Origin of the sequence: Pseudomonas sp. A-RE-22 (assembly GCF_019956035.1) — a bacterium.
Lineage (GTDB): Bacteria > Pseudomonadota > Gammaproteobacteria > Pseudomonadales > Pseudomonadaceae > Aquipseudomonas > Aquipseudomonas brassicacearum.
The window spans coordinates 155,720-176,430 of sequence record NZ_JAHBCZ010000022.1 but is presented as its reverse complement, the minus strand read 5'-3'; the positions used below and the strand labels follow the sequence as shown (position 1 = coordinate 176,430).

At 61.5% G+C, this 20,711-nt stretch carries 16 protein-coding genes and 1 pseudogene; 13 read left to right on the top strand and 4 right to left on the bottom strand.

From position 1 onward, the window contains the following. Window positions 1–197: 197 nt before the first annotated feature. The 6 genes from ppk2 (at window position 198) to phnE (KGA89_RS12790) (ending at window position 6,358) form a co-directional block, all read left to right on the top strand. Entirely contained in the window at window positions 198–1,115 is a 918-nt protein-coding gene (ppk2, locus tag KGA89_RS12815) for a polyphosphate kinase 2 (protein ID WP_223471732.1), read from the top strand. Between the two features lie 67 nt (window positions 1,116–1,182). After that, window positions 1,183–2,802, top strand: a complete 1,620-nt coding sequence (locus KGA89_RS12810) for an inorganic phosphate transporter (protein WP_223471731.1) — start codon at window positions 1,183–1,185, stop codon at window positions 2,800–2,802. Window positions 2,803–3,127: 325 nt separating this feature from the next. After that, window positions 3,128–3,979: a putative selenate ABC transporter substrate-binding protein gene (locus KGA89_RS12805; RefSeq protein ID WP_003200995.1), complete on the top strand. Its 852-nt coding sequence runs from the start codon at window positions 3,128–3,130 to the stop codon at window positions 3,977–3,979. Next, window positions 3,976–4,773, top strand: a complete 798-nt coding sequence (locus KGA89_RS12800; RefSeq protein ID WP_223471730.1) for a phosphonate ABC transporter ATP-binding protein — start codon at window positions 3,976–3,978, stop codon at window positions 4,771–4,773. The genes KGA89_RS12805 and KGA89_RS12800 overlap by 4 nt, the downstream gene beginning before the upstream one ends. After that, the gene (gene phnE, locus KGA89_RS12795; RefSeq protein WP_411740627.1) at window positions 4,743–5,594 is read left to right on the top strand and encodes a phosphonate ABC transporter, permease protein PhnE; all 852 of its coding nucleotides are present in this window, start codon (window positions 4,743–4,745) and stop codon (window positions 5,592–5,594) included. Before KGA89_RS12800 ends, phnE (KGA89_RS12795) begins: the two co-directional genes overlap by 31 nt. After that, complete coding sequence (gene phnE, locus KGA89_RS12790; protein WP_013693114.1) at window positions 5,591–6,358, top strand: phosphonate ABC transporter, permease protein PhnE; 768 nt, start codon at window positions 5,591–5,593, stop codon at window positions 6,356–6,358. Before phnE (KGA89_RS12795) ends, phnE (KGA89_RS12790) begins: the two co-directional genes overlap by 4 nt. Before the next feature lie 172 nt (window positions 6,359–6,530). Here the strand turns inward: phnE (KGA89_RS12790) and KGA89_RS12785 are convergent, their stop codons facing one another. Continuing rightward, window positions 6,531–7,454 (bottom strand): LysR family transcriptional regulator, encoded by a 924-nt coding sequence (locus tag KGA89_RS12785; RefSeq protein ID WP_223471728.1) that lies wholly within the window; start codon window positions 7,452–7,454, stop codon window positions 6,531–6,533. 113 nt (window positions 7,455–7,567) lie between these two features. On the opposite strand from KGA89_RS12785, the gene KGA89_RS12780 reads away from it, so the two are divergent. From KGA89_RS12780 to yghU, 5 genes are all read left to right on the top strand, one after another. Next, complete coding sequence (locus KGA89_RS12780; protein ID WP_223471727.1) at window positions 7,568–8,563, top strand: aldo/keto reductase; 996 nt, start codon at window positions 7,568–7,570, stop codon at window positions 8,561–8,563. A gap of 121 nt (window positions 8,564–8,684) precedes the next feature. Then, window positions 8,685–9,443 (top strand): substrate-binding periplasmic protein, encoded by a 759-nt coding sequence (locus KGA89_RS12775; protein ID WP_223471726.1) that lies wholly within the window; start codon window positions 8,685–8,687, stop codon window positions 9,441–9,443. A gap of 1 nt (window position 9,444) precedes the next feature. Then, window positions 9,445–10,788: a diguanylate cyclase gene (locus KGA89_RS12770; RefSeq protein ID WP_223471725.1), complete on the top strand. Its 1,344-nt coding sequence runs from the start codon at window positions 9,445–9,447 to the stop codon at window positions 10,786–10,788. 26 nt (window positions 10,789–10,814) lie between these two features. Then, window positions 10,815–11,549, top strand: coding sequence for a substrate-binding periplasmic protein (locus tag KGA89_RS12765; protein WP_223471724.1), 735 nt, complete (start codon window positions 10,815–10,817; stop codon window positions 11,547–11,549). Between the two features lie 44 nt (window positions 11,550–11,593). Then, window positions 11,594–12,433 (top strand): glutathione-dependent disulfide-bond oxidoreductase, encoded by an 840-nt coding sequence (gene yghU / locus KGA89_RS12760; protein ID WP_223471723.1) that lies wholly within the window; start codon window positions 11,594–11,596, stop codon window positions 12,431–12,433. Between the two features lie 25 nt (window positions 12,434–12,458). Here the strand turns inward: yghU and KGA89_RS12755 are convergent, their stop codons facing one another. Beyond that, entirely contained in the window at window positions 12,459–13,985 is a 1,527-nt protein-coding gene (locus KGA89_RS12755) for an FAD-dependent oxidoreductase (protein WP_223471722.1), read from the bottom strand. Window positions 13,986–14,170: 185 nt separating this feature from the next. Here KGA89_RS12755 and KGA89_RS30800 point away from each other — a divergent pair. Beyond that, window positions 14,171–15,448 (top strand): annotated as a pseudogene (locus tag KGA89_RS30800) (FIST signal transduction protein); the annotation flags it as partial. A 195-nt stretch (window positions 15,449–15,643) separates the two neighbouring features. After that, window positions 15,644–16,321, top strand: coding sequence for a methyl-accepting chemotaxis protein (locus KGA89_RS30795; RefSeq protein ID WP_371916742.1), 678 nt, complete (start codon window positions 15,644–15,646; stop codon window positions 16,319–16,321). A gap of 726 nt (window positions 16,322–17,047) precedes the next feature. On the opposite strand, the gene KGA89_RS12740 is transcribed toward KGA89_RS30795, so the two are convergent. Together KGA89_RS12740 and KGA89_RS12735 are read right to left on the bottom strand one after the other, a co-directional pair. Beyond that, a complete protein-coding gene (locus KGA89_RS12740; RefSeq protein WP_223471721.1) occupies window positions 17,048–18,469 on the bottom strand; it encodes a diaminobutyrate--2-oxoglutarate transaminase in 1,422 nt (473 codons plus the stop codon). A gap of 108 nt (window positions 18,470–18,577) precedes the next feature. Next, window positions 18,578–20,641, bottom strand: a complete 2,064-nt coding sequence (locus KGA89_RS12735; protein WP_223471720.1) for a TonB-dependent receptor — start codon at window positions 20,639–20,641, stop codon at window positions 18,578–18,580. Window positions 20,642–20,711 lie beyond the last annotated feature (70 nt).

Below are 20,711 nucleotides of genomic sequence, written 5' to 3'. Positions count from 1 at the left end.
GAAAACAGACGCGCACCAACGAAATTTCGGGCGAACCCTGCGCCTTCGAGCGTAATCGATAAAACTCGATCGTGCAGGCATCCTCCAGAGATGAACGTTTTAGCCATGGAAAAGCGCGTGAAGCTCGGATGACCGTCACCGTCATGTAACAAAATGCAACTAGCGTGGATGGCGCCTCCACGACCGAGTTTTCCATCATGCTTTCAACCCAGGACACCTTGGTACAGCGCATCCACCGCGAACTGCTTGACCACAGTGACGAAGAGCTGGAGCTGGAGTTATCCGAAGACGGGTATGACCTGACCGCCTTGTTCGATGAACACGCCCCGGATAGCAGCGAGAAGGAAATCCGACGACTGTATTTCAGCGAACTGTTCCGCCTTCAAGGCGAACTGGTGAAGCTGCAAAGCTGGGTGGTCAAGACCGGACACAAGGTTGTGATCCTGTTCGAAGGACGCGATGCCGCTGGCAAGGGTGGCGTGATCAAGCGTATTACCCAGCGACTCAATCCACGGGTATGCCGCGTCGCCGCCCTGCCCGCCCCCAACGACCGTGAACGGACTCAATGGTACTTCCAGCGCTACGTCTCGCACCTGCCTGCGGCGGGTGAAATCGTGCTGTTCGACCGCAGCTGGTACAACCGCGCCGGGGTCGAACAAGTCATGGGGTTCTGCACCGCCGACCAGTACGAAGAGTTCTTCCGTACCGTGCCGGAATTCGAACGGATGCTCGCTCGCTCCGGTATCCAGTTGATCAAGTACTGGTTCTCCATTTCCGACCAGGAACAGCACCTGCGCTTCCTCAGTCGCATTCATGACCCACTCAAGCAATGGAAGCTCAGCCCCATGGACCTGGAGTCCCGCCGGCGTTGGGAGGCCTACACCAAGGCCAAGGAAATCATGCTCGAACGCACCCACATCACCGAGGCTCCCTGGTGGGTGGTGCACGCCGACGACAAGAAAAAAGCCCGGCTCAATTGCATCCATCACCTGCTTGGGCAAATGCCCTATGAAGAGGTGGAAATGCCGGCCATCGAACTGCCGCAGCGAGTACGACAGGAAGACTACTCCCGCAGTCCGACGCCACCGGAGCTCATCGTGCCCCAGGTCTATTAAGACAGTCCTGGCAAGGACACCCGGCACCGCGCCTCCACTTCCACAGCTCACTGAATCGGATTTCATCATGACGAACCAGACCCTGGTCCTGGACTCAACGAGTTCAATCGCCCCCAGCTCAAGACCGCAACTCACCGGCAAGCCGAGCGTGATCACCCTGGTGGTGTTTTTCGCCGTACTGGGCAGCGGCCTGCTGTTTACCGCCTATAGCCTGATGCACGACATGAACGAACTCGGCACCGTGGTGACCACCTGGACGCCGTTCCTGCTGTTGGGCGTGGCGCTGCTGATTGCCCTTGGCTTCGAATTCGTCAATGGCTTCCACGACACCGCCAACGCCGTGGCCACGGTCATTTATACCAATTCCATGGCGCCGAACTTCGCCGTGGCCTGGTCGGGCTTCTTCAACTTCCTCGGGGTGCTGCTCTCCAGCGGCGCCGTGGCCTTCGGCATCATCGCCCTGCTGCCGGTGGAACTGATCCTGCAAGTCGGCTCCTCCGCTGGCTTCGCGATGATCTTCGCCCTGCTGATTGCCGCCATCCTGTGGAACCTGGGCACCTGGTGGCTGGGTTTGCCGGCGTCGTCGTCCCACACGCTGATCGGCTCGATCATCGGCGTGGGCGTCGCCAATGCCCTGATGCACGGCCGTGACGGCACCAGCGGCGTGGACTGGGCCCAGGCGACCAAGATCGGCTATGCGTTGCTGTTGTCACCGCTGGTGGGCTTCGGTTGCGCTGCATTGCTACTGCTGGCGCTGCGGGCCTTCGTCAAGAACCGCTCGCTGTACAAGGCCCCGGAAGGCAACACTCCGCCGCCCTGGTGGATTCGCGGCATGCTGATCCTGACCTGCACCGGCGTGTCATTCGCCCACGGCTCCAATGACGGCCAGAAAGGCATGGGCCTGATCATGCTGATTCTGGTCGGCACCCTGCCGATGGCGTATGCGCTGAACCGCACCATGCCGGCCGACCAGGCGCTGCAATTCGCCGCCGTGGCGCAAGTCACCCAGCAAGCACTGGTCAAGCACTCGCCGCTGCCGGCCCCGGCAAATCCGCGAGCGATCCTTTCCACCTACGTGGGCAGCAAGGAAGCGACGCCGCAATTGGTTCCGGCCCTGGCCGCCATGACCGGCAGCATCGGCGCCGAGGTCAAGGGCTACGGCTCGCTGGCCAAGGTCCCCGCCGAAGCCGTGGGCAACGTGCGCAACGACATGTACCTGACCAGCGAAACCATTCGCCTTATGGACAAGAACAAGGTCGGCAACTTCGACGCCGACACCAGCGCCCAGCTGCAACTGTTCAAGCAGCAGATCGACAATTCCACGCGGTTCATTCCACTGTGGGTGAAAATCGCCGTGGCCATCGCCCTCGGCCTGGGCACCATGGTCGGCTGGAAGCGCATCGTGGTGACGGTGGGTGAGAAAATCGGCAAGTCCCACCTGACCTACGCCCAAGGTGCCTCGGCCGAAACCGTCGCCATGCTGACCATCGGCGCCGCCGACATGTTCGGTTTGCCGGTGTCCACGACCCATGTGTTGTCCTCCGGCGTGGCCGGCACCATGGTCGCCAACGGTTCCGGCTTACAGATGCGCACCATCCGCAACCTGGTGATGGCCTGGGTACTGACGCTGCCTGCTGCCATCCTCCTTTCGGGCAGCCTCTACTGGTTGTTCACCAAGCTGTTCTGACCTCTCGCTCGCCGAGGCCTCACCTGACTGAGGTCTCGTGCTGAATCTCCTGTCCGCCACCTGCCAATGTGGGAGCGAGCTTGCTCGCGATAGCGGTGTGTCAGTCACAAACCCTGCAACTGGTAGTCCGCTATCGCGAGCAAGCTCGCTCCCACAAGGGTTGTGGGTGAGCTTGAGATCGCTGCCCTGTCCTATCTTCTTCATCTGGCAGGCCAGAAAACGGTTAATATCGCTCTCCTTCGTCTACCCTCACAGAGCGGCGTACCGCCCTCCATGTGGGCGTGATGCTTCACTATTCCTTGCCTTCATGTACCGGAGATCCTCCATGCTCAAGCGTTCCCTGGCATTGGCCGTCGGCGTTGCCCTGTCTTTTTGCAGCCTGCTGACCCAGGCCGCCGACACCTTGAAAGTCAGTGCGATTCCCGATGAGGCCCCGACCGAGCTGCTGCGCAAGTTCAAGCCGCTGGGTGCTTATCTGGAGCAGCAAACCGGCATGAAAGTCGAGTTCGTACCCGTCAGCGACTACCCCGCCGTGGTCGAAGCGCTGGCCACTGACCGGATCGACATGGCCTGGCTGGGTGGCTTCACCTTCGTGCAGGCACGCCTGAAAACCGGCAACGCCATCCCCCTGGTCCAGCGTGAACAGGACGCCCAGTTCACCAGTAAATTCATCACCGCCGACCCGGCCGTCAAATCCCTCGCCGACCTCAAGGGCAAGACCTTTGCCTTCGGTTCGGTGTCGTCGACGTCCGGCAGCCTCATGCCGCGCTATTTCATGCTCAAGGACGGCATCAAGCCGGAAAGCTACTTCAGTCGCGTGGGCTACTCGGGCGCCCATGACGCCACCGTCGCCTGGGTCCAGGCCGGCAAGGTCGACGCTGGCGTGTTGAACGCCAGTGTCTGGGAAAAACTGGTCGCTGCCGGCAAGGTCGACACGACCAAGGTCAAGGTTTTCGCCACCACCCCAGCCTATTTCGACTACAACTGGACGGTGCGCGGTACCCTCGACCCAGCGTTGGCGGCCAAGATAAAGGCAGCTTTCCTGGCACTCGATCCAGCCAACCCGAAGGACAAGGAAATCCTCGATCTGCAGGCCGCCAGCCGCTTCATCGAAACCAAGCCTGAGAACTACAAGGGCATCGAGGAAGCCGCACGCGCCGCCGAACTGCTCAAATGACCCTGCAACTGACCCAGGTCAGCGTTACCCATGCCAATGGCGTCCAGGCGCTGCGCGGCATCGACCTGCACATCGGCGTCGGCGAACAGGTCGCCATCATCGGCCCGTCCGGCGCGGGCAAGTCGAGCCTGCTCAACCTGCTGGCCACTGCCCTGCGCCCGGGTAACGGCGAGCTGCAACTACTCGGCGAATGCGCCTGGCAGTTGTCTGCCCGCCAGCGTCAACGCCTGCGCGCGCGCATCGGCCTGATCCACCAATCGCCGCCGCTGCCGCCGCGTCAACGCGTGGTCACGGCGGTCCTGGCCGGAAAGCTCGGTCAGTGGGGCATCGGCAAAAGCCTGTTGAACCTGCTGCATCCGCTGGATATTCCAGGCGCCAGGGCGGCGTTGGCCCGACTGGACCTGGGCGACAAATTGTTCGCGCAATGCCAGCAACTGTCCGGCGGACAGCTGCAACGCGTAGGCATTGCCCGGGTGTTGTACCAGGCGCCTGAGGTGCTGCTGGCCGATGAACCGGTTTCGGCCATGGATCCGGTACTGGCCCAGCACACGCTTTCGGTGCTTTGCCGCCATGCCCGGGAGCACAACGTCACCCTGGTCGCCAGCCTGCATGCGGTGGAACTGGCCTTGGCACACTTTTCCCGGGTCATTGGCCTGCGTGATGGCCAGATCCTGTTCGACCTGCCAACCGACGCGGTCGACCGCCAGTTGCTCGACACGCTCTACGCCAACGAACAGCTTCAGTCTTCGCCAACACCCCCTTCATCCTTGAGCGTGCAGATCCCCCGATGCTGACGCGCGATACCCGAGACCCCGCCACCCGCCCGCGCCTGCTGCTCACTCTGCTGGCCCTCGTCCTGCTGTGGCCGGGCATCCAGTTCAGCGAACTGGACCTTCGCGTGCTGGTGGCGAGGGACAGCCAGAGTGAAATGGGCCGGTTTGTAGCAGCCTTCTGGCCTCCAGCCCATGGCGACGAATTTGTCGAGCTGCTGTGGCAGGCCACCTTGCAGACGCTGGCGATCGCCACTGCCGGCATGGCCCTGGCGTTGCTGTTGGCGGTGCCCGCGAGCCTGCTGGCCAGCCGCGCCCTGTCGCTGTCGGCGGCCTCCCGTGCCGGGCACCCGGGTTATTGGGGGCAACTGCTGCGCTGGCCGGTGCGCGGCCTGCTGATCTTCCTGCGCAGCGTCCCGGAAATCGTCTGGGCCTTGCTCTTCGTACGTGCCGTCGGCCTCGGCCCCACGGCCGGTGTACTGGCGATCGCCATTACCTACAGCGGCATGCTGGGCAAGGTCTATGCGGAAATCTACGAGTCGGTCGACCAGCGTCCGGCCCATGCGCTCTTGCAATCCGGCAGCAGCCGGCTCGCCGCTTTCTGCTACGGGATCCTGCCCAATGTCGCGGCGGAACTGTTGTCGTACACGGTGTATCGCTGGGAGTGCGCCATCCGCGCCTCGGTAGTGATGGGCTTCGTCGGTGCCGGGGGCCTGGGCCAGCAAATGGACCTGTCGCTGCGAATGTTCGCCGGCGGTGAAGTGGCCAGCCTGCTGCTGACGTTCCTGGTGCTGGTACTGCTCGCCGATCAACTCAGCCGCCTGCTGCGCTGGAGGCTGGCATGAATCGCCTGATCAACGCGGTCATTGTCCTGGGCATCGGTGCGGCAGTCGTCGCCTCGTTCATCTACCTGGGCATCGACCTGGGCGAGCTCGGCGACAGCGGCAATCTGCACCAGATGGGCGCTTATGCGCAGCGCTTTCTCAGCCCGGACCTGAGCCTGGGCCACCTGAAGGCGATCGGCCACGGCGCCCTGGAAACCCTCGCCATGTCGGCCATTGGCACCTTGCTCGCGGCAGTCTTCGGCCTGCTATTGGCCTTGCCTGCGGCCGGGCGCTTCGGCTGGCCCCTGCAGAGCGCTTCGCGGCTGGTGCTCAATGCCTTGCGCGCGGTTCCAGAATTGGTGTGGGCGGCGCTGATGGTCCTCGCCGCCGGGCTCGGCCCCAATGCCGGCACCCTGGCCTTGGCCCTGCACACCACCGGCGTGCTCGGCCGGCTGTTCGCCGAAGCCCTGGAAAATACCCCGTCCGAACCGGCCGACGCCATCCGCCTGCAAGGTGGCAATGCGGTATTGGCTTTCTGCTACGGCACGCTGCCCAACCTCCTGCCCCAGCTACTGGCCTATGTCTTGTACCGCTGGGAAAACAATATCCGCATGGCCAGCGTGCTCGGCTTCGTCGGCGCCGGGGGCTTGGGGCAAATGCTCTACGTCAGCCTCAGCCTGTTCCAGGAAGCCCAGGGCAGCACGGTGATCCTGGCGATGTTGTTGCTGGTTTTCGCGGTCGATACGTTGAGCAGCTGGAGTCGCCAACGCTGGGTCAAGGCTTGAGGTCCTATTGACTGACAGGGCCCTATCGCGAGCAAGCTCGCTCCCACATTGATCGTTCCCACGCTCTGCGTGGGAATGCAGCCATGGACGCTATGCGTCCACTCAAAAGCCGAACGCGGAGCGTCCGTAGAGGCATTCCCACGCGGAGCGTGGGAACGATCAACAGCTCGGCCTACACCCTCTCCATCAGCGCCCCCTGGGCATCCGCCTCTCCGTGCAACAGCTCGATCACCCAGTCGATAAAGACCCTCACCCTGGGCGACAACTGTCGATGGGGCGGGTACACCGCTGAGATCGGCCACAACGGCACGCTGTAGTCGTCGAGCACTTGAACCAGCCGGCCTTCGGCCAACTGCTGTTGCACGTGATAACGCGGCACCTGGATCAAGCCGAATCCCGCTTCACAGGCCGTCACGTAGGCGTCGGCATTGTTGACGTTCAAGTCACTGGGCAATTGCATTTCGCGCACCCGCCCCGCCACCTCGAATTCGAACGGAAAGAACCGCCCATTGCCGGACGCAAACCCGATGGCCCGGTGCGCCGCCAAATCCTCCAACCGCCCGGGCGTGCCGGCGCGGGCCAGATAGTCAGGGCTGGCGCACGTCAATTGATGCAGGCGCACGATGGGACGCGCCACCAGCGCCTGGTCGACGACGTTGCCGGCGCGGATTGCGCAATCCACGCCCTCGCGCTGCAGATGGACCTGGCGGTCATGAAAACCGATGTCCAGTTGCAACGCCGGGTAGCGGCGATAGAAATCCGGCAGGCGTGGCACGATCCAGGTGCAACCAAAGGCAATGGGCATGTCCACTTTCAAGGTGCCGCGCGGCTGGCTGCGTTGCGCCGACAACGAACTTTCGAGGTCATCGAGGTCGTCCAGCAACTGGCCGCTGCGCTGGTAATACGCTTGCCCATCAAGCGTTGCGCGCACCTGCCGGGTGGTGCGCTGCAACAGTTGCACGCCCAGATGGGCTTCCAACTGCTGGATCAGCAGGCTGACGGTGGCCCGCGGAAGCCCAAGGTCATCGGCCGCCTTGCCAAAACCGCCCAGTTCAACGATGCGCCGGAACACCTGCATGGCCTGTAATCGGTCCAATCTCGCGCCTCATTATTTAGATATCACGAATAGTTAAACCAATAATCTTGGATTTATCCAGGAAACCTCTTGATAGAGACTGCACAGGTCGTTCATTTCCAGGAGCTATCAGCATGAAGACTCGCCAACTCGGCCATCGCGGCCCTCACGTTTCCTCCATCGGCCTGGGCTGCATGGGCATGTCGGATTTCTACACCACGGGCGTGGACGAGCGCGAAGCGATTGCCACGCTGCACCGCGCCGTGGAATTGGGCGTGACGCTGTTCGACACCGCCGACATGTACGGGCCGCATACCAACGAAGAACTGCTCGGACGGGCCCTGCGTGGCAAGCGTGAAAACCTGTACCTGGCGAGCAAGTTCGGCCTGGTGCGCAGCAGCGATCCCCATGCCCGCGGCGTCAATGGTCGCCCCGACTACGTCCGGCAATCTGTCGAGGGCAGCCTCAAGCGCCTCGATACCGATTACCTCGACCTCTACTACCAGCACCGCATCGATCCTGAAGTGCCCGTCGAAGAAACCATCGGCGCCATGGCCGAGCTGGTCAAGGCCGGCAAGGTCCGCCACATCGGGATCTCGGAAGCCAGCGCCGAGACCATCCAGCGGGCCCACGCCGTGCATCCCCTGGCAGCGGTACAAAGCGAATACTCGCTGTGGTCCCGTGAGCCTGAACACAATGGCGTGCTCGATACCTGCCGGCGCCTGGGCATTGCATTCGTTGCCTACAGTCCCTTGGGCCGGGGCTTTTTGACCGGCGAGCTGAAATCACCGGAGGACTTCGCCGCCGATGACTATCGCCGCTTCAACCCGCGCTTCCAGGCCGACAACTTCAATCGCAACCTGGCGCTGGTAGAGCGGGTCAAGGCATTGGCCTTGGACAAGGGCATCAGCGCTGCGCAATTGGCCTTGGCCTGGGTATTGGCCCAGGGTGACCATGTCATCCCGATCCCGGGCACCAAGCAGCGCAAGTACCTGGAAAGCAACGTGGCAGCGGCTTCGGTGATGTTGAGCGCTGACGAATTGGCCCAGCTGGATGGAATTTTCGCAGGCGAAGGTGCCGTGGCAGGCGACCGATACCAGGCGCACACGATGACGTTGTTGAACGGTTGATCCTGCGGCTGGGCTGGCAGTTTCGACAGGCCGGACTCAAGCAGGCGCCAGCCCAGCCGATAACCCTATCAATAATAGCTTCCAGACCTCCGGGTTCTGCAGTTGCATAGGGTAATGATCAATGGGTTTGCCGCTGAATCGCCTGCTGGTGTGGGGCGTCCTGATGTTCCTCGCTGCAAGCGCTTGCGCGGCAGAGGCGCCGCTGCGCATCGTGACCGAGGAACTGCCGCCCTACAACATGACGCAGAACGGTCGAATGACCGGCATGAGCACCGAGGTGGTCCAGGCCGTGCTCAAGGAGGTCGGCATGGACGCGCCTATCCATTCCATGCCGTGGGCCCGGGCCTACGAACTGGCGCTCAATGAAAGCAACGTGTTGATCTACTCGATCGTCCGCACGCCTGCACGCGAACCGCTTTTCCAGTGGGTCGGCAGCATCGGCCCGACGCAGTGGTACATCTACTCGCTGGCGGACCGGCCAGTGAAACTCGACTCGCTGGCCGATGCCCATGGGCATCAGATCGCCACGGTCAATCAGGACGTGGGTGAGCAATACCTGGTCTCGAAGGGCTTTCGCATCGGCGAGGAATTGCAGTCGAGCACCAAATACGAACACAACTACCGCAAGCTCAAGGTCGATCACGTGGAGCTGTGGATTTCCAACGAGCTCAACGCGCTGTACCTGACGCGCCAGAATGGCGAAGACCCGGACAAATTGCTGATCCGCTCGCTGGCGCTGCCCGAGCTGAGCAGCGCAGACGGCTTGAGCATGGCATTCAGCCGCAATACGCCAGCCGATATGGTGGCGAAGTTCCGTGTGGGCCTGGAGACCATCCGGCGCAATGGCGTCTACGATGCCATCCTGCGCAAATGGTTATGACATGGATGCCAATTTCCGTAGGGCGTCCTCCTTACAACCACAGACCAAGGCGTTCAGCTCCCTGGGGCGCCGCCTGGTACTGGCAACGCTGTTGTTCTGCCTGCTCTTTACCCTGGCGATGGTCACCTGGCGCACCTGGTTGGCCTGGGAAAACAACCTGGCGGAAATGAATTCTGAGCTGGCCCTGATCGACCAGGTGTTCCAGAACACCCTGGCCCATGCCATTTGGGAACTGGACCGTGAATCCCTTGACCAGCAAATCGCCAGCGTCGCCATGGCAGCGCCCGTGGGACGCCTGGTATTGAACATCCTGCGCCCCGGGCAAGCGCCTGAAGTCATCGAACTCAATCGATACCCCGTCGGTCAATCGGGCGTGGTGCCGGTGCTGCATCGCCAGCTCATCGCACAACCCTACGCCGGGGCCCATGAAAAAGTCGGCGAGCTGACCATCGAAGGCGACAATAACCTGCTGTGGGAGCGCCTCTGGGGCGAAGCACGCAGCATCGTCATCACCCAGTTCATCCAGTCCTTGCTGCTGGCAGGGTTGGTCATGACCGTGTTCAACCGCCTGGTGACCGTGCATGTGGTGCACATCGCCCGGCACCTGGGCGAACTGGCGCCGCAAACCCTCAAGCGTCACCTCAAGCTGCAACGGGCGGTGCAGCGCCAGGACGAGCTGAGTCTGCTCGAATTCCAGGTCAATACACTCCAGGACAACCTGCGCGCCCATTTGGAACGCCAGCATTCGGACGAACTGGCCCTTGCCGCCAGCCGCGACCAAATGGCCGAACTGGTCGAGGCCCGCACCGCGGAATTGAAGGCGGCCAACCAGGCCCTCGAAGCACTGTCACGCCACGACGATTTGACGGGGCTGGCCAACCGTCGCTATTTCGACGAGTTGAAGGACATCGAGTTTCGCCGGGCGATCCGCCACAAGACCCCGCTGGCGGTGCTCATGTGCGATGTCGATTTCTTCAAAATCTACAACGACACCTACGGCCACATGCAGGGCGACTTGTGCTTGAAAGAGATCGCCGAGACCCTGCGCAGCGTGTTCGGCCGCTCTGGCGAACTGACCGCGCGCGTCGGCGGCGAAGAGTTCGTCGTGGTCCTGCCCAACGTCGATGCCGCCCAGGCCTGCGAGGCCGCCCAACGTTTCCGTGCAAGCCTGGCGGAACGTGAACTGCCCCACAGCGGTTCCAAGGTCTCGTCGTTTGTCACCGTGAGCATCGGCGTCGCCGAGCTGGACCCGGAGACCATGGACCATTTCGATCAACTGCTGCAACGCGCCGACCAGGCGCTGTACCGGGCCAAACACAAGGGACGCGATTGCGTCGCCCTGTAAACCATCGCGTGCCATGAGGTCTGTATATGCACTATCGCCTGATACTCTGCTCGTGCCTGCTTCTCACCTCGATCAGCCTGCAAAGCCACGCCGAGACGATCGAAGTCGTGACCGAAGATTCCCTCTATGCCTACCAGCGTGACGACAAGGTCGTCGGGCCGGGCATTCGCATCGCCGAAGAAACGCTGAAAAACGCGCAGCTCACCGACTACAGCCTGTCGCTGTACCCGTGGGCCCGGGCCTACGAAAAGGCGCTGCACGAGCCTAACGTGTTGATTTTCCCGCTGGACCGCACCCCGGCCCGCGAGCAATTGTTCAAATGGGTCGGTGAGATACACCGGGTGGCGAGCCGGCTCTACAAGATGCGAGACAGTGAAGGCATCGTCGTCAACAACCTCGAGGATGCCAAGCAGTACAGCATCGGTGTGGTGCGAAATGACGCCAAGCAGATTTACCTGCAACAGCGTGGGTTTACCCGGCTGGTCATCTCGGCCAACAACCACGACAACTTTCAAAAGCTGCTGAATCACCAGATCCAAATGCTGCCGATGCCGGAGAACACCGCGCGCCTGATGAGCAAGGATGCCCAAGTGGATTTCACTTCGCTGGAAGAGGTCTATACCCTCGACGAGCAACCCCACAAGGTCCACCTGGCGTTCAGCCTGAGCACACCTGACGAAGTCGTCGCCAAGGCCCAGCGCGCTTTCGAGCAGCTCAAGGCTTCCGGTGAAGTGGCGCGAATCATGAACGAACAGCGGTAGACTCTGGGGGATCACACCACAAGCAAACGATGAGGTATGTCCCGATGAGCCAAGCGTCCTACGTTCCGCCCAAGGTCTGGAAAAACGACGCCCCGTCTGGCGGCCAGTTCGCCAGCATCAACCGCCCTATCGCTGGGCCGACTCACGAAAAAACCTTGCCGATTGGCAAGCACCCGTTGCAGCTCTATTCCCTGGCCACGCCCAATGGCGTGAAGGTGACCATCCTGCTGGAGGAACTGCTGGCGCTGGGTCATACGGGCGCGGAATACGACGCCTGGCTGATCCGCATCAGCGAAGGCGACCAGTTCTCCAGCGGTTTTGTCGAGGTCAACCCCAACTCCAAGATCCCGGCCCTGCTGGACCGCAGCGTGAAACCTGCCATCCGTGTCTTCGAATCCGGCTCGATCCTGTTGTACCTGGCGGAAAAATTCGGCGCCTTCCTGCCCACCGACCTGGCAGGCCGCACCGAAACACTGAACTGGCTGTTCTGGCAGATGGGTTCTGCCCCCTACCTGGGTGGTGGCTTCGGGCATTTCTACGCCTATGCGCCGGAGAAACTCGAATACCCGATCAATCGCTTCACCATGGAAGCCAAGCGTCAACTCGACGTCCTCGATCGCCGCCTCGGCGAAAGCCAATACCTGGCAGGCGATGACTACACCATCGCCGACATCGCGGTCTGGCCCTGGTATGGCCAACTGGTGCGCAACAACGTGTACGGCGCCGCCGAATTCTTGAGTGCTCACGAATACACCCATGTGCAGCGCTGGGCAGAGGCGATTGCCGAGCGACCGGCCGTCCTGCGCGGGCAACGCGTCAACCGTACGTGGGGTGACGAAGCGAGCCAAGTGCCAGAGCGGCATGAGGCTGGGGATCTGGGCTGAGGGCCAATCGCCACACCTGACGCGCTCAAGCCGGCAGCGTCAGGCCTCGGTCGCTGAAATACCGGCTCAACGTTGCCGCAGACGCCTGGGGATCCGCCAGGGCGACGTAGGTATCGGGACGCAGCAGATAGGCGGCGTCCCGGCACAGCCCGGCTTTATGATGCTCAGCCTGCCAGGTGAACGTGTGCAGGGGGATCTGATGCTGGCTGCTCCAGGCTTTCAGGTCCGCCCCGGCCTCGCCGTAGACGTGCACCTGCCAGCCGATGGATGCGAGCGGTTGGTAGTTGTCAGCGCCCGGCACCGGTACCCAGGGCAAACGGTCACCGCCCAGTACGTCACCCGCCTTGCCGGCACTCAACGGGCTCTGGTGATAATTCAAGGTGGTTTGGGACACTATCCGGAACAGGTGCTCACGCACGTTTTCGCTTTTGTAGGCGACACTTGCGAAGAGCGGTGCGATGCGCGTGCGCACGAAGTCGGCAAAATTGCCTTGGGCAGTAGCAAAGGTGAACAGCCGGTCCGTCGTTTCCACAAGTTTTTGCGCAAACGCCTGGCGTTCGGCCTGATAGCTGTCGAGTAACGCGTCTGGCGCCTGTCCCTTCACGACCGCCGCCAGTTTCCAGGCCAGATTGATCGCGTCGAGGATGCCGGTGTTCATGCCTTGGCCACCGGCCGGGCTGTGGACGTGCGCCGCGTCTCCCAGCAAAAACGCCCTGCCCCAGCGGAACTGATCCGTGACGCGATGATGGACCCGGTAGGTGGAGAACCAGTTCACGCCATTGATCCTGATGTTCAGGCCGTTGATGGCGTCATGACCAACGTCCTCGAACGTGAGCGTCTCTGGATGTTCCGCGCGTTCATCGCGAACCGTACCGATCAGGCGATATTGGCCAGTTTCGCCATAGAAAAACGCCAACACGAATTCGGATTTATCAAAGGCGATATGGGCCTCCTCCGCAGGCTCGAAACCGCTGGCAGACACGTCCGCCACGTAGAACAACTGCTTGTAGGTGCCGCCCTCGAAGCCGCTCCCCACCTGATGACGCACGAGCGAACGCGCACCATCGCATCCTGCGAGGTAAGCGGTCGTCAGCGTTTCTTCGCGACCATCGGCGTGTTTCAAGCGCGCGGTAACGTGGTCGCCACGGTCCTCGAAGGACAGCAGTTCAGTCTGCCGCTCGACTTCGACGCCCAGGGACTGAAGCTGCTCGACCAACAGCCGCTCATGACGATCCTGGGGGTATATGAGGACAAAAGGATAAGGCGATACATCCCCGCCAGCGTCCACCAGGGGAATCCGCGCCTTGCGTTTCCCCCGGGCCCACATGTTCATGGCCGGGGTCTTGTACCCGGCTTCGATGACCGCATCGGCCATGTCGAGCTGGCGATACAGCTCAAGTGTGCGGGCCTGGACGGCCATGGCCCGCGAGGTTTCCCCCGGTCCGCTGCTCTTGTCGACAATCCTGACAGCAAGCCCCTGCCGGGTGAGCCACAAAGCCAGGACCAATCCAGTAGGGCCGGCTCCCACAATGAGAATGTCCGTTTGCACCATGATCGTGCCTCTGGAGGAGTGATGACTCTGGAGGCACTTAATAATGGTCGAGGAAGACCGAATGTCAACGAACGGCCGGCGGGCAAGCTGTGGGAGCGAGCTTGCTCGCGATAGCTAGGCTTCTCCTGGGACCTATACGAAAGTCGCTGATCAACAGGCGGAGTAAACCCCAACCAAAAGCCCCTATGGACCGCCCCCGCAAAAGCACAAGCTCACGCCCATACAAGTCCCCAACCGTGACCGCTAAAGAGAAAGGGCTCCACACGCATACCTCGTACGCGTCACGTCGCGCTCAACCGAGTCCAGCCATGAACCTACTGAATCTATTCAACAAGGCCCGCGCCCAGACTCAAGGCGCGGTCAGCGTGGTCTGCACCTCTGCTGAACTTGACCAGGCACTGGCCAACATACGTATCACCCCAGTGTTGATTACCGGGTTCATCTCCCCGCACCTGGACATCGACCAGGTCGCCGCCAAGGTCAAGAAGCGCTTTGCCCACAGCGCCATCAGCCTGTGCACGACGTCGGGTGAGTTGTGCAACGGCGCGAACACGCTGTACTGCCAGACCGGCGATACCTGGGATCGAGTGGTGCTGCAGCTGTTTGACGCCAGTGTGATTGTGTCGGCCGAGGTGGTGATGGTGCCGCTGGAGTGCGAGGACATTCGCGGTGGCGGCAAGCGCTTGGCCATGCGTGAGCGAATCGCCAGGTTGGTGACTAACATCAAGCAGGCGCAAGTGAGCACGCCCATTGACCACCGCGATACCTTGGCCTACGTGGTGTTCGATGGGCTTTCGGCTTCCGAGTCGTTCTTCATGGAGGCGCTCTATGAGTCGGGACGTTTCCCTTGCCTGTTCGTCGGCGGTTCGGCCGGTGGCAAGACGGATTTCAAAAAGACCCTGATCAGTGATGGGCAGCGCAGTTATCAGAACCACGCGCAGATTGTCTTCCTGAAAACCGCGGCGGATGTGCGCTTCGGGGTGTTCAAGAGTCAGAACTTCCAACCTGCCGGGCTGACGTTCAGCGTGCTGACCGCGTCGGTCGAAGACCGCACCATCGGCCAGGTCATCGACAGCCGTGGCAACATCAAGAGCATGGTCCAGGCGCTGTGCGATGCATTCGAGTGCAGTGCCCAGGCACTGGAAAAGAAGCTGGCCGATTATTCATTCGCCATCCGTGTGGGCGATGAGCTGTTCGTGCGTTCCATTGCCCGTATCGACTATCAGCAGCAAATGATCCAGCTGTTCTGCGACGTGGCGCCCGGCGAAGAGCTGGTGATGGTCAAGCGCACGCCCCTTCACGAGGCGACCCGACTCGACTACGAGAAATTCCTCAAGGGCAAAGGCGGCCGTCCGGTGGCCGCTATTCTCAATGACTGCATCCTGCGCCGGCTCAACAACAGCAGCGACCTGGGCAGCATGGCCGGTATTTTCGGGGACGTGCCTCTGGCCGGCTTCTCGACGTTTGGTGAAATTCTCGGTTTGAACCTTAACCAGACACTCACGGCGATTTTCTTCTTCAGAGTCACCAAGGGCGCCCGTTTTGTCGATGAGTACGTCGACAACTTTATTGCTCACTACGGTGAGTTCAAGGCGTTTTTCCTGCGCCGCCAGATCAAGAAGCTGGCGGGCCTGAACCATGTCGTGGTCAAGCAGATCATGGCGTTCAAGATGAATGATTTCAGCAGCGCCCTGGACACTCGCGGCCTGGACAACACCATCCTGCCGGTGTTCGACGGCCTGACGGACCTGGGCCAGGTATTGGCCCAGGCCAGCCAGCAACAAGCGCTGATGGCGACGCAAATCAAGCACTACTCTGGCGAACTTCATTTGTCGATGGATGACCTGACGGGCACGATCGACCGACAAAACAGCGTCGCCGAGCAGGCCGGCACGACCGTCGAACAGCTTGCCACGCAAGCGGGTGAAGCGGTGGTCGGCGCCCGTGCGCTTGCCAGTTCAAGCTTGCGTATTCAGTCGATCGTACAGGTCATCCAGCAAATCGCCGGACAGACCAACCTGTTGGCGCTCAATGCCGCCATCGAAGCAGCGCGCGCCGGTGAGATGGGCAGAGGGTTTGCGGTGGTGGCTGATGAGGTCCGCAAGCTCGCGGAAATCACCCGCAAGAATGCCGCGGAAATCGGCGTGGACATTGACCTGCTCTCGACGGAGATCCAAGGCGTCGCCCAACAGATCGAAGACCAGTCCGTCGCCGTCAGCGCCCTGCGCGAGATGCTCGATGCCCTGGAAGACTCAAGCCGCACCACCGAAGGCACCGCACAACGCACGAAGGCCATCGCGGACACGTTGACGGGGCTGACCCACGCCAGTGCTTGAGTAACTGTCACAGGGTTTGGTGTTGAATCCGGATGCTGTGGGCAGCCGCAATTCCTTGTGGGAGCGGGCTTGCTCGCGATAGCGGTGGGTCAGCTTGCATAGATGTTGAATGTGCCGCCGTCTTCGCGAGCAAGCTCGCTCCCACAGGGGGGCCGGGGTGATCAGGGGGCCGGCGTTCGCCACAAATCCCTGTGGGAGCTGAGCTTGCTCGCGATAGTGGTGGGTCAGCTTGTGGTGATGTTGGATGTGCCGGCGTCTTCGCGAGCAGGCTCGCTCCCACAGGGTTTGGTGTTGAATCCGGATGCTGAGGGCGCCCGCAATCCATTGTGGGAGCGAGCTTGCTCGCGATAGTGGTGGATCAGCTTGCATTGATGTTGAATGTGCCGCCGTCTTCGCGAGCAAGCTCGCTCCCACAGGGGGGCCGGGGTGATCAGGGGGCCGGCGTTCGCCACAAATCCCTGTGGGAGCTGAGCTTGCTCGCGATAGCGGTGGGTCTGCTTGTGGTGATGTTGGATGTGCCGGCGCCTTCGCGAGCAAGCTCGCTCCCACAGGGTTTGGTGTTGAATCCAGGTGTTGTGGGCACCTGCAATCTTTTGTGGGAGCGAGCTTGCTCGCGATAGCGGTGGGTCTGCTTGCGGTGATGTTGAATGTGCTGACGCCTTCGCGAGCAAGCTCGCTCCCACAGGGTTTGGTGTTGTGTCTGGATGCGGGTCCGGACCTGGGTGATCAGTCTGCGGGGCGCTCGTTGATGGTGCTCGCGGCCTGGAACAGAATTTTCGCGACGAAATCGATTTCCTGTTCGGTGATGATCAGCGGCGGCAGGAAGCGTACGGTCGCGCCGTGGCGTCCGCCCAGTTCAACGATCAAGCCGTGCTTCAGGCAAGCCTGCTGGAACGCCTTGGCCCGGGCCGTGTCCACCGGCGGATGGCCTTGTACGTCTGGGGTGCCTTGCGGGTCGACGATTTCCATGCCGAGCATCAGGCCGCGTCCACGCACATCGCCGATCCAGGCGAACTCGTTTTGCAGCGCCTGCAATTGTTTCTGCAGGTGAACGCCCACCGTTTCGGCGTGCTGGACCAGGCCTTGATCGCGGATAAAACGCAAGGTCGCGGTACCCGCCGCCATCGCCAGTTGATTGCCGCGGAACGTGCCGGCGTGGGCACCCGGCTGCCAGACGTCCAGCGACTCGTGGTAGACCATGACCGACAGCGGCAACCCGCCGCCGATGGCTTTGGAGAGGGTGATGACATCCGGCGTGATGCCCGATTGCTCGAAACCGAACATCCGCCCGCTGCGGGCAATACCGCACTGGATCTCGTCGACGATCAGCGGAATGCCGTGGGCCTGGGTCAACCGGCGCAGCTCCTGCAGCCAACGGTCCGGCGCGGCGATCACCCCGCCCTCGCCCTGGATCGGCTCCAGGATCATCGCGGCTGGCGCGGTCACTCCGCTTTCCGGGTCGTTGAGCAAGTGTTCCAGGTATCGAACGTTCAACGTGACCGCCTGATCGCCGGCCACCCCGAACGGGCAACGATAGTCGTGGGGGAACGGCAGGCGCTGCACGCCGGGCATCAACGCGCCGAGGGCATTCTTTGGCGACAGGTTGCCGCTGATGGCCAGCGTGCCCAGGGTCATCCCGTGATAGGCCCCTTCGAACGCCAGGACCGAATGCCGTCCGGTCGCGGTACGGGTCAGCTTGAGCGCGGCCTCGACCGCATCGGCCCCACTCGGGCCGCAGAACTGGATGCGTGCATGGCGAGCGAACTCGCTGGGCAGGCAAGCGAAAATCTCTTGGACGAATGCGTCCTTCACGGGCGTCATGAGGTCCAGGGTATGCATCGGCACACCGGCCGCCATGACCTGGGTGATGGCTTCGATGATCACCGGGTGGTTGTGGCCCAGCGCGAGGGTCCCGGCACCGGCCAGGCAATCGACGAACACTTGCCCTCGGCTGTCCTGCACATAAATGCCATGGGCCCTTTCAAGCACCAGGGGAATGCGTCGCGGGTAACTGCGGGCGTTGGATTCCTGCTGTTGCTGACGTTCCAGCAGCGGCGTCGAATCGAGGCAGTAAGGACTCGACAGACCGGTGTGCAACAGGCGTAGCTGTGGCGCGCCACCCACTGTGACATTCGAAAAAGCACTCATGATTTCCTCCATGGAGGCTGGGTTTGGAAGGGAACAAACAGCCTGGATACAAACATCCGAAACGTTGCAGGACAGACGCGGGGAGATTGCCTCCCCGCGCCCGTGGGATTACATGTCGTAGCGCAGGATCATCCCCACCGTGCGCGGTGCGCCGACGTCGATGATGTCGTCGTTGCGATTGTTGGTGACGTACTCCTTGTCGAACGCATTCTTCACGTAGGCGGACACTGCGACGTTCTTGGTGACTTTGTACTCGGTGTTGAAATTCACCAGCACATAGGCGTCGCTCTTACGCTCACCAGTGACTTTGCCGTTTGAATCGAACTCGTACTCCGAAGGCGCAGTGCTCTGATAGACAATGTCCGTACCGAATATCAGGCGATCGTCGAAGCGATAGACACCACCCACCGAGGCCTTGTATTTGGGCGAGTAGAGGAACGCCTCGCCGCTCCTGTCCTGACCATTGTCAGCGACGAAGTCCTTGTATTTGCTATCGGTGATGGCGCCGCCGACGTTCAGGGTCAGTTGCTCGGTGATGTCTTTTTCGACGAAGACTTCCAGGCCCTTGATCTCACTGCGACCAGCGTTGTAGATATCAATGACCGTGCTACCGGGCTGCCGCACGCTGACCTGCTGATCTTTCCAGTCGGTGTAGTACAGGTTCGCGCGGGTACGCAGGGTCTTGTCGAAGAACGAACCGCGATAGGACAGCTCGTAGTTGGTGGTGTATTCCGGGTCGTAGGCTTGGTGACCGCTACCGGAACGCAGGTTGACACCACCACCGCGATAGCCCTTCTGCACCGTGAAACCGAGGTACTGGTCCGTTGCCAGTTCGTAGTCGATGCCGAGTTTCGGCAGCACGGCATCAAACGACTTCTTGATTTTCTCGGGCACGAAGCGGCCATCTGCCTCGATGTCCGTATCGTTCGTCTCGTGGTCGTAACGCAGGCCGGTGATCAAGGTCCAGCGCGGGGCGAACGTCCAGTTGACTTCACCGAACACCGCCTTGTTTTCAATCTTGGTATCACCTTTGACGGTACGAACCAGCACGTCATCGAACAACAACCGGTCGTGGAAGTTGTTGGTGTTGTGACCATAGTAGGCACCAACGAAGCTCTTCACCGTGTCCGAGTCGTAATTCAGACGCAGCTCCTGACTGAACAGGTTGCCGTCCTGCTTACGCAGAACGACCTCGTTGTCCACCGCTGTCTGGTCAAAGTCCAGACGGTTGCTGTAGTCCGTACTGGTATTGGCGGTCATGCTCGTCAACGACCAGGCATCGTTCAGGCGGTAATCCACCTTGGCGCTGAAAGTGTCTTGCTTGAGGTTGTCGAAGGCCTCGGTATTGGACGCGATGTCGTAATAGCTCGGCTTGCCATCGGCGCCGCGCATCGTCGAGCGGTCACCCTGGCGATGTTCGTTATGGGCATAAGTCAGCAAGACGTCAGTGTCGTCATTGGGCAGGATCAGCAATTTACCGCGGGCGTTGCTGGTGCGATGCGGGTTGGCGTCTTTATCGAGCGTGGTGTTGCGGATGTAGCCGTCACCGTCGGAATAATCCACGGCGATACGCCCGGCGATCTTGTCATCGACGATGGCCCCGCCGCCCGCCACGGCCGCACCGTGCTCACCGTAGTTGCCCACGCTGGTCTGCGCCGAGAAGCTCGGTTCGAAGGTTGGGTTCTTGGTTCGGATAACCACCGCACCGGCCAGGGAGTTACGGCCCTGGGTGGTGGATTGCGGCCCGAGAAAAACCTCGACCTGCTCGGCATCCCAGAGCGGGACCGGGCTGAGGGTCAGCGCGCGGTTGGGCTGCACGGCACCGTCGACATACACCGATACTGCCCCGTTGAGGGCCGCCGGGCCCTGGTCGTCAAAACCGGACACCGGCACGCCACGGATACCCCAGTTCTCATTGCCGGCCTGGCTATAGACGCCGGGCGTGCGGGCAAATACATCCACCAGGTCCTTGTCGCCGTGTTCACGCAGGTTCTTGTCGGTGACGACCACGACGCTGGACTGGGTCTTATCGAGGGGGCGGTCGATTTTTTCACCCGTCACGGTGATCGGAGCGATCTCCATCTTGCCGGCTTCTTCGGCCGCCCATGCGCCGTTGCTCATGCCGATGGCCGACCCTACAGCCAACGCAATTGTGTTCTTTTTGAAATTCACGCCCCGCTCCCCTGCGACAGATATTTTTAGGTTTTTTGAGCTGGCCGAAGGCTGCTTGGCGCCAGCGGAG

Bases quoted from the DNA above. Each gene is read 5' to 3' on its own strand.
- ppk2 (WP_223471732.1), top strand. From the start codon at position 198: ATGCTTTCAACCCAGGACACCTTGGTACAGCGCATCCACCGCGAACTG.
- KGA89_RS12810 (WP_223471731.1), top strand. From the start codon at position 1,183: ATGACGAACCAGACCCTGGTCCTGGACTCAACGAGTTCAATCGCCCCC.
- KGA89_RS12805 (WP_003200995.1), top strand. From the start codon at position 3,128: ATGCTCAAGCGTTCCCTGGCATTGGCCGTCGGCGTTGCCCTGTCTTTT.
- KGA89_RS12800 (WP_223471730.1), top strand. From the start codon at position 3,976: ATGACCCTGCAACTGACCCAGGTCAGCGTTACCCATGCCAATGGCGTC.
- phnE (WP_013693114.1), top strand. From the start codon at position 5,591: ATGAATCGCCTGATCAACGCGGTCATTGTCCTGGGCATCGGTGCGGCA.
- KGA89_RS12780 (WP_223471727.1), top strand. From the start codon at position 7,568: ATGAAGACTCGCCAACTCGGCCATCGCGGCCCTCACGTTTCCTCCATC.
- KGA89_RS12775 (WP_223471726.1), top strand. From the start codon at position 8,685: ATGGGTTTGCCGCTGAATCGCCTGCTGGTGTGGGGCGTCCTGATGTTC.
- KGA89_RS12770 (WP_223471725.1), top strand. From the start codon at position 9,445: ATGGATGCCAATTTCCGTAGGGCGTCCTCCTTACAACCACAGACCAAG.
- KGA89_RS12765 (WP_223471724.1), top strand. From the start codon at position 10,815: ATGCACTATCGCCTGATACTCTGCTCGTGCCTGCTTCTCACCTCGATC.
- yghU (WP_223471723.1), top strand. From the start codon at position 11,594: ATGAGCCAAGCGTCCTACGTTCCGCCCAAGGTCTGGAAAAACGACGCC.
- KGA89_RS12755 (WP_223471722.1), bottom strand. From the start codon at position 13,985: ATGGTGCAAACGGACATTCTCATTGTGGGAGCCGGCCCTACTGGATTG.
- KGA89_RS30795 (WP_371916742.1), top strand. From the start codon at position 15,644: ATGGCGTTCAAGATGAATGATTTCAGCAGCGCCCTGGACACTCGCGGC.
- KGA89_RS12740 (WP_223471721.1), bottom strand. From the start codon at position 18,469: ATGAGTGCTTTTTCGAATGTCACAGTGGGTGGCGCGCCACAGCTACGC.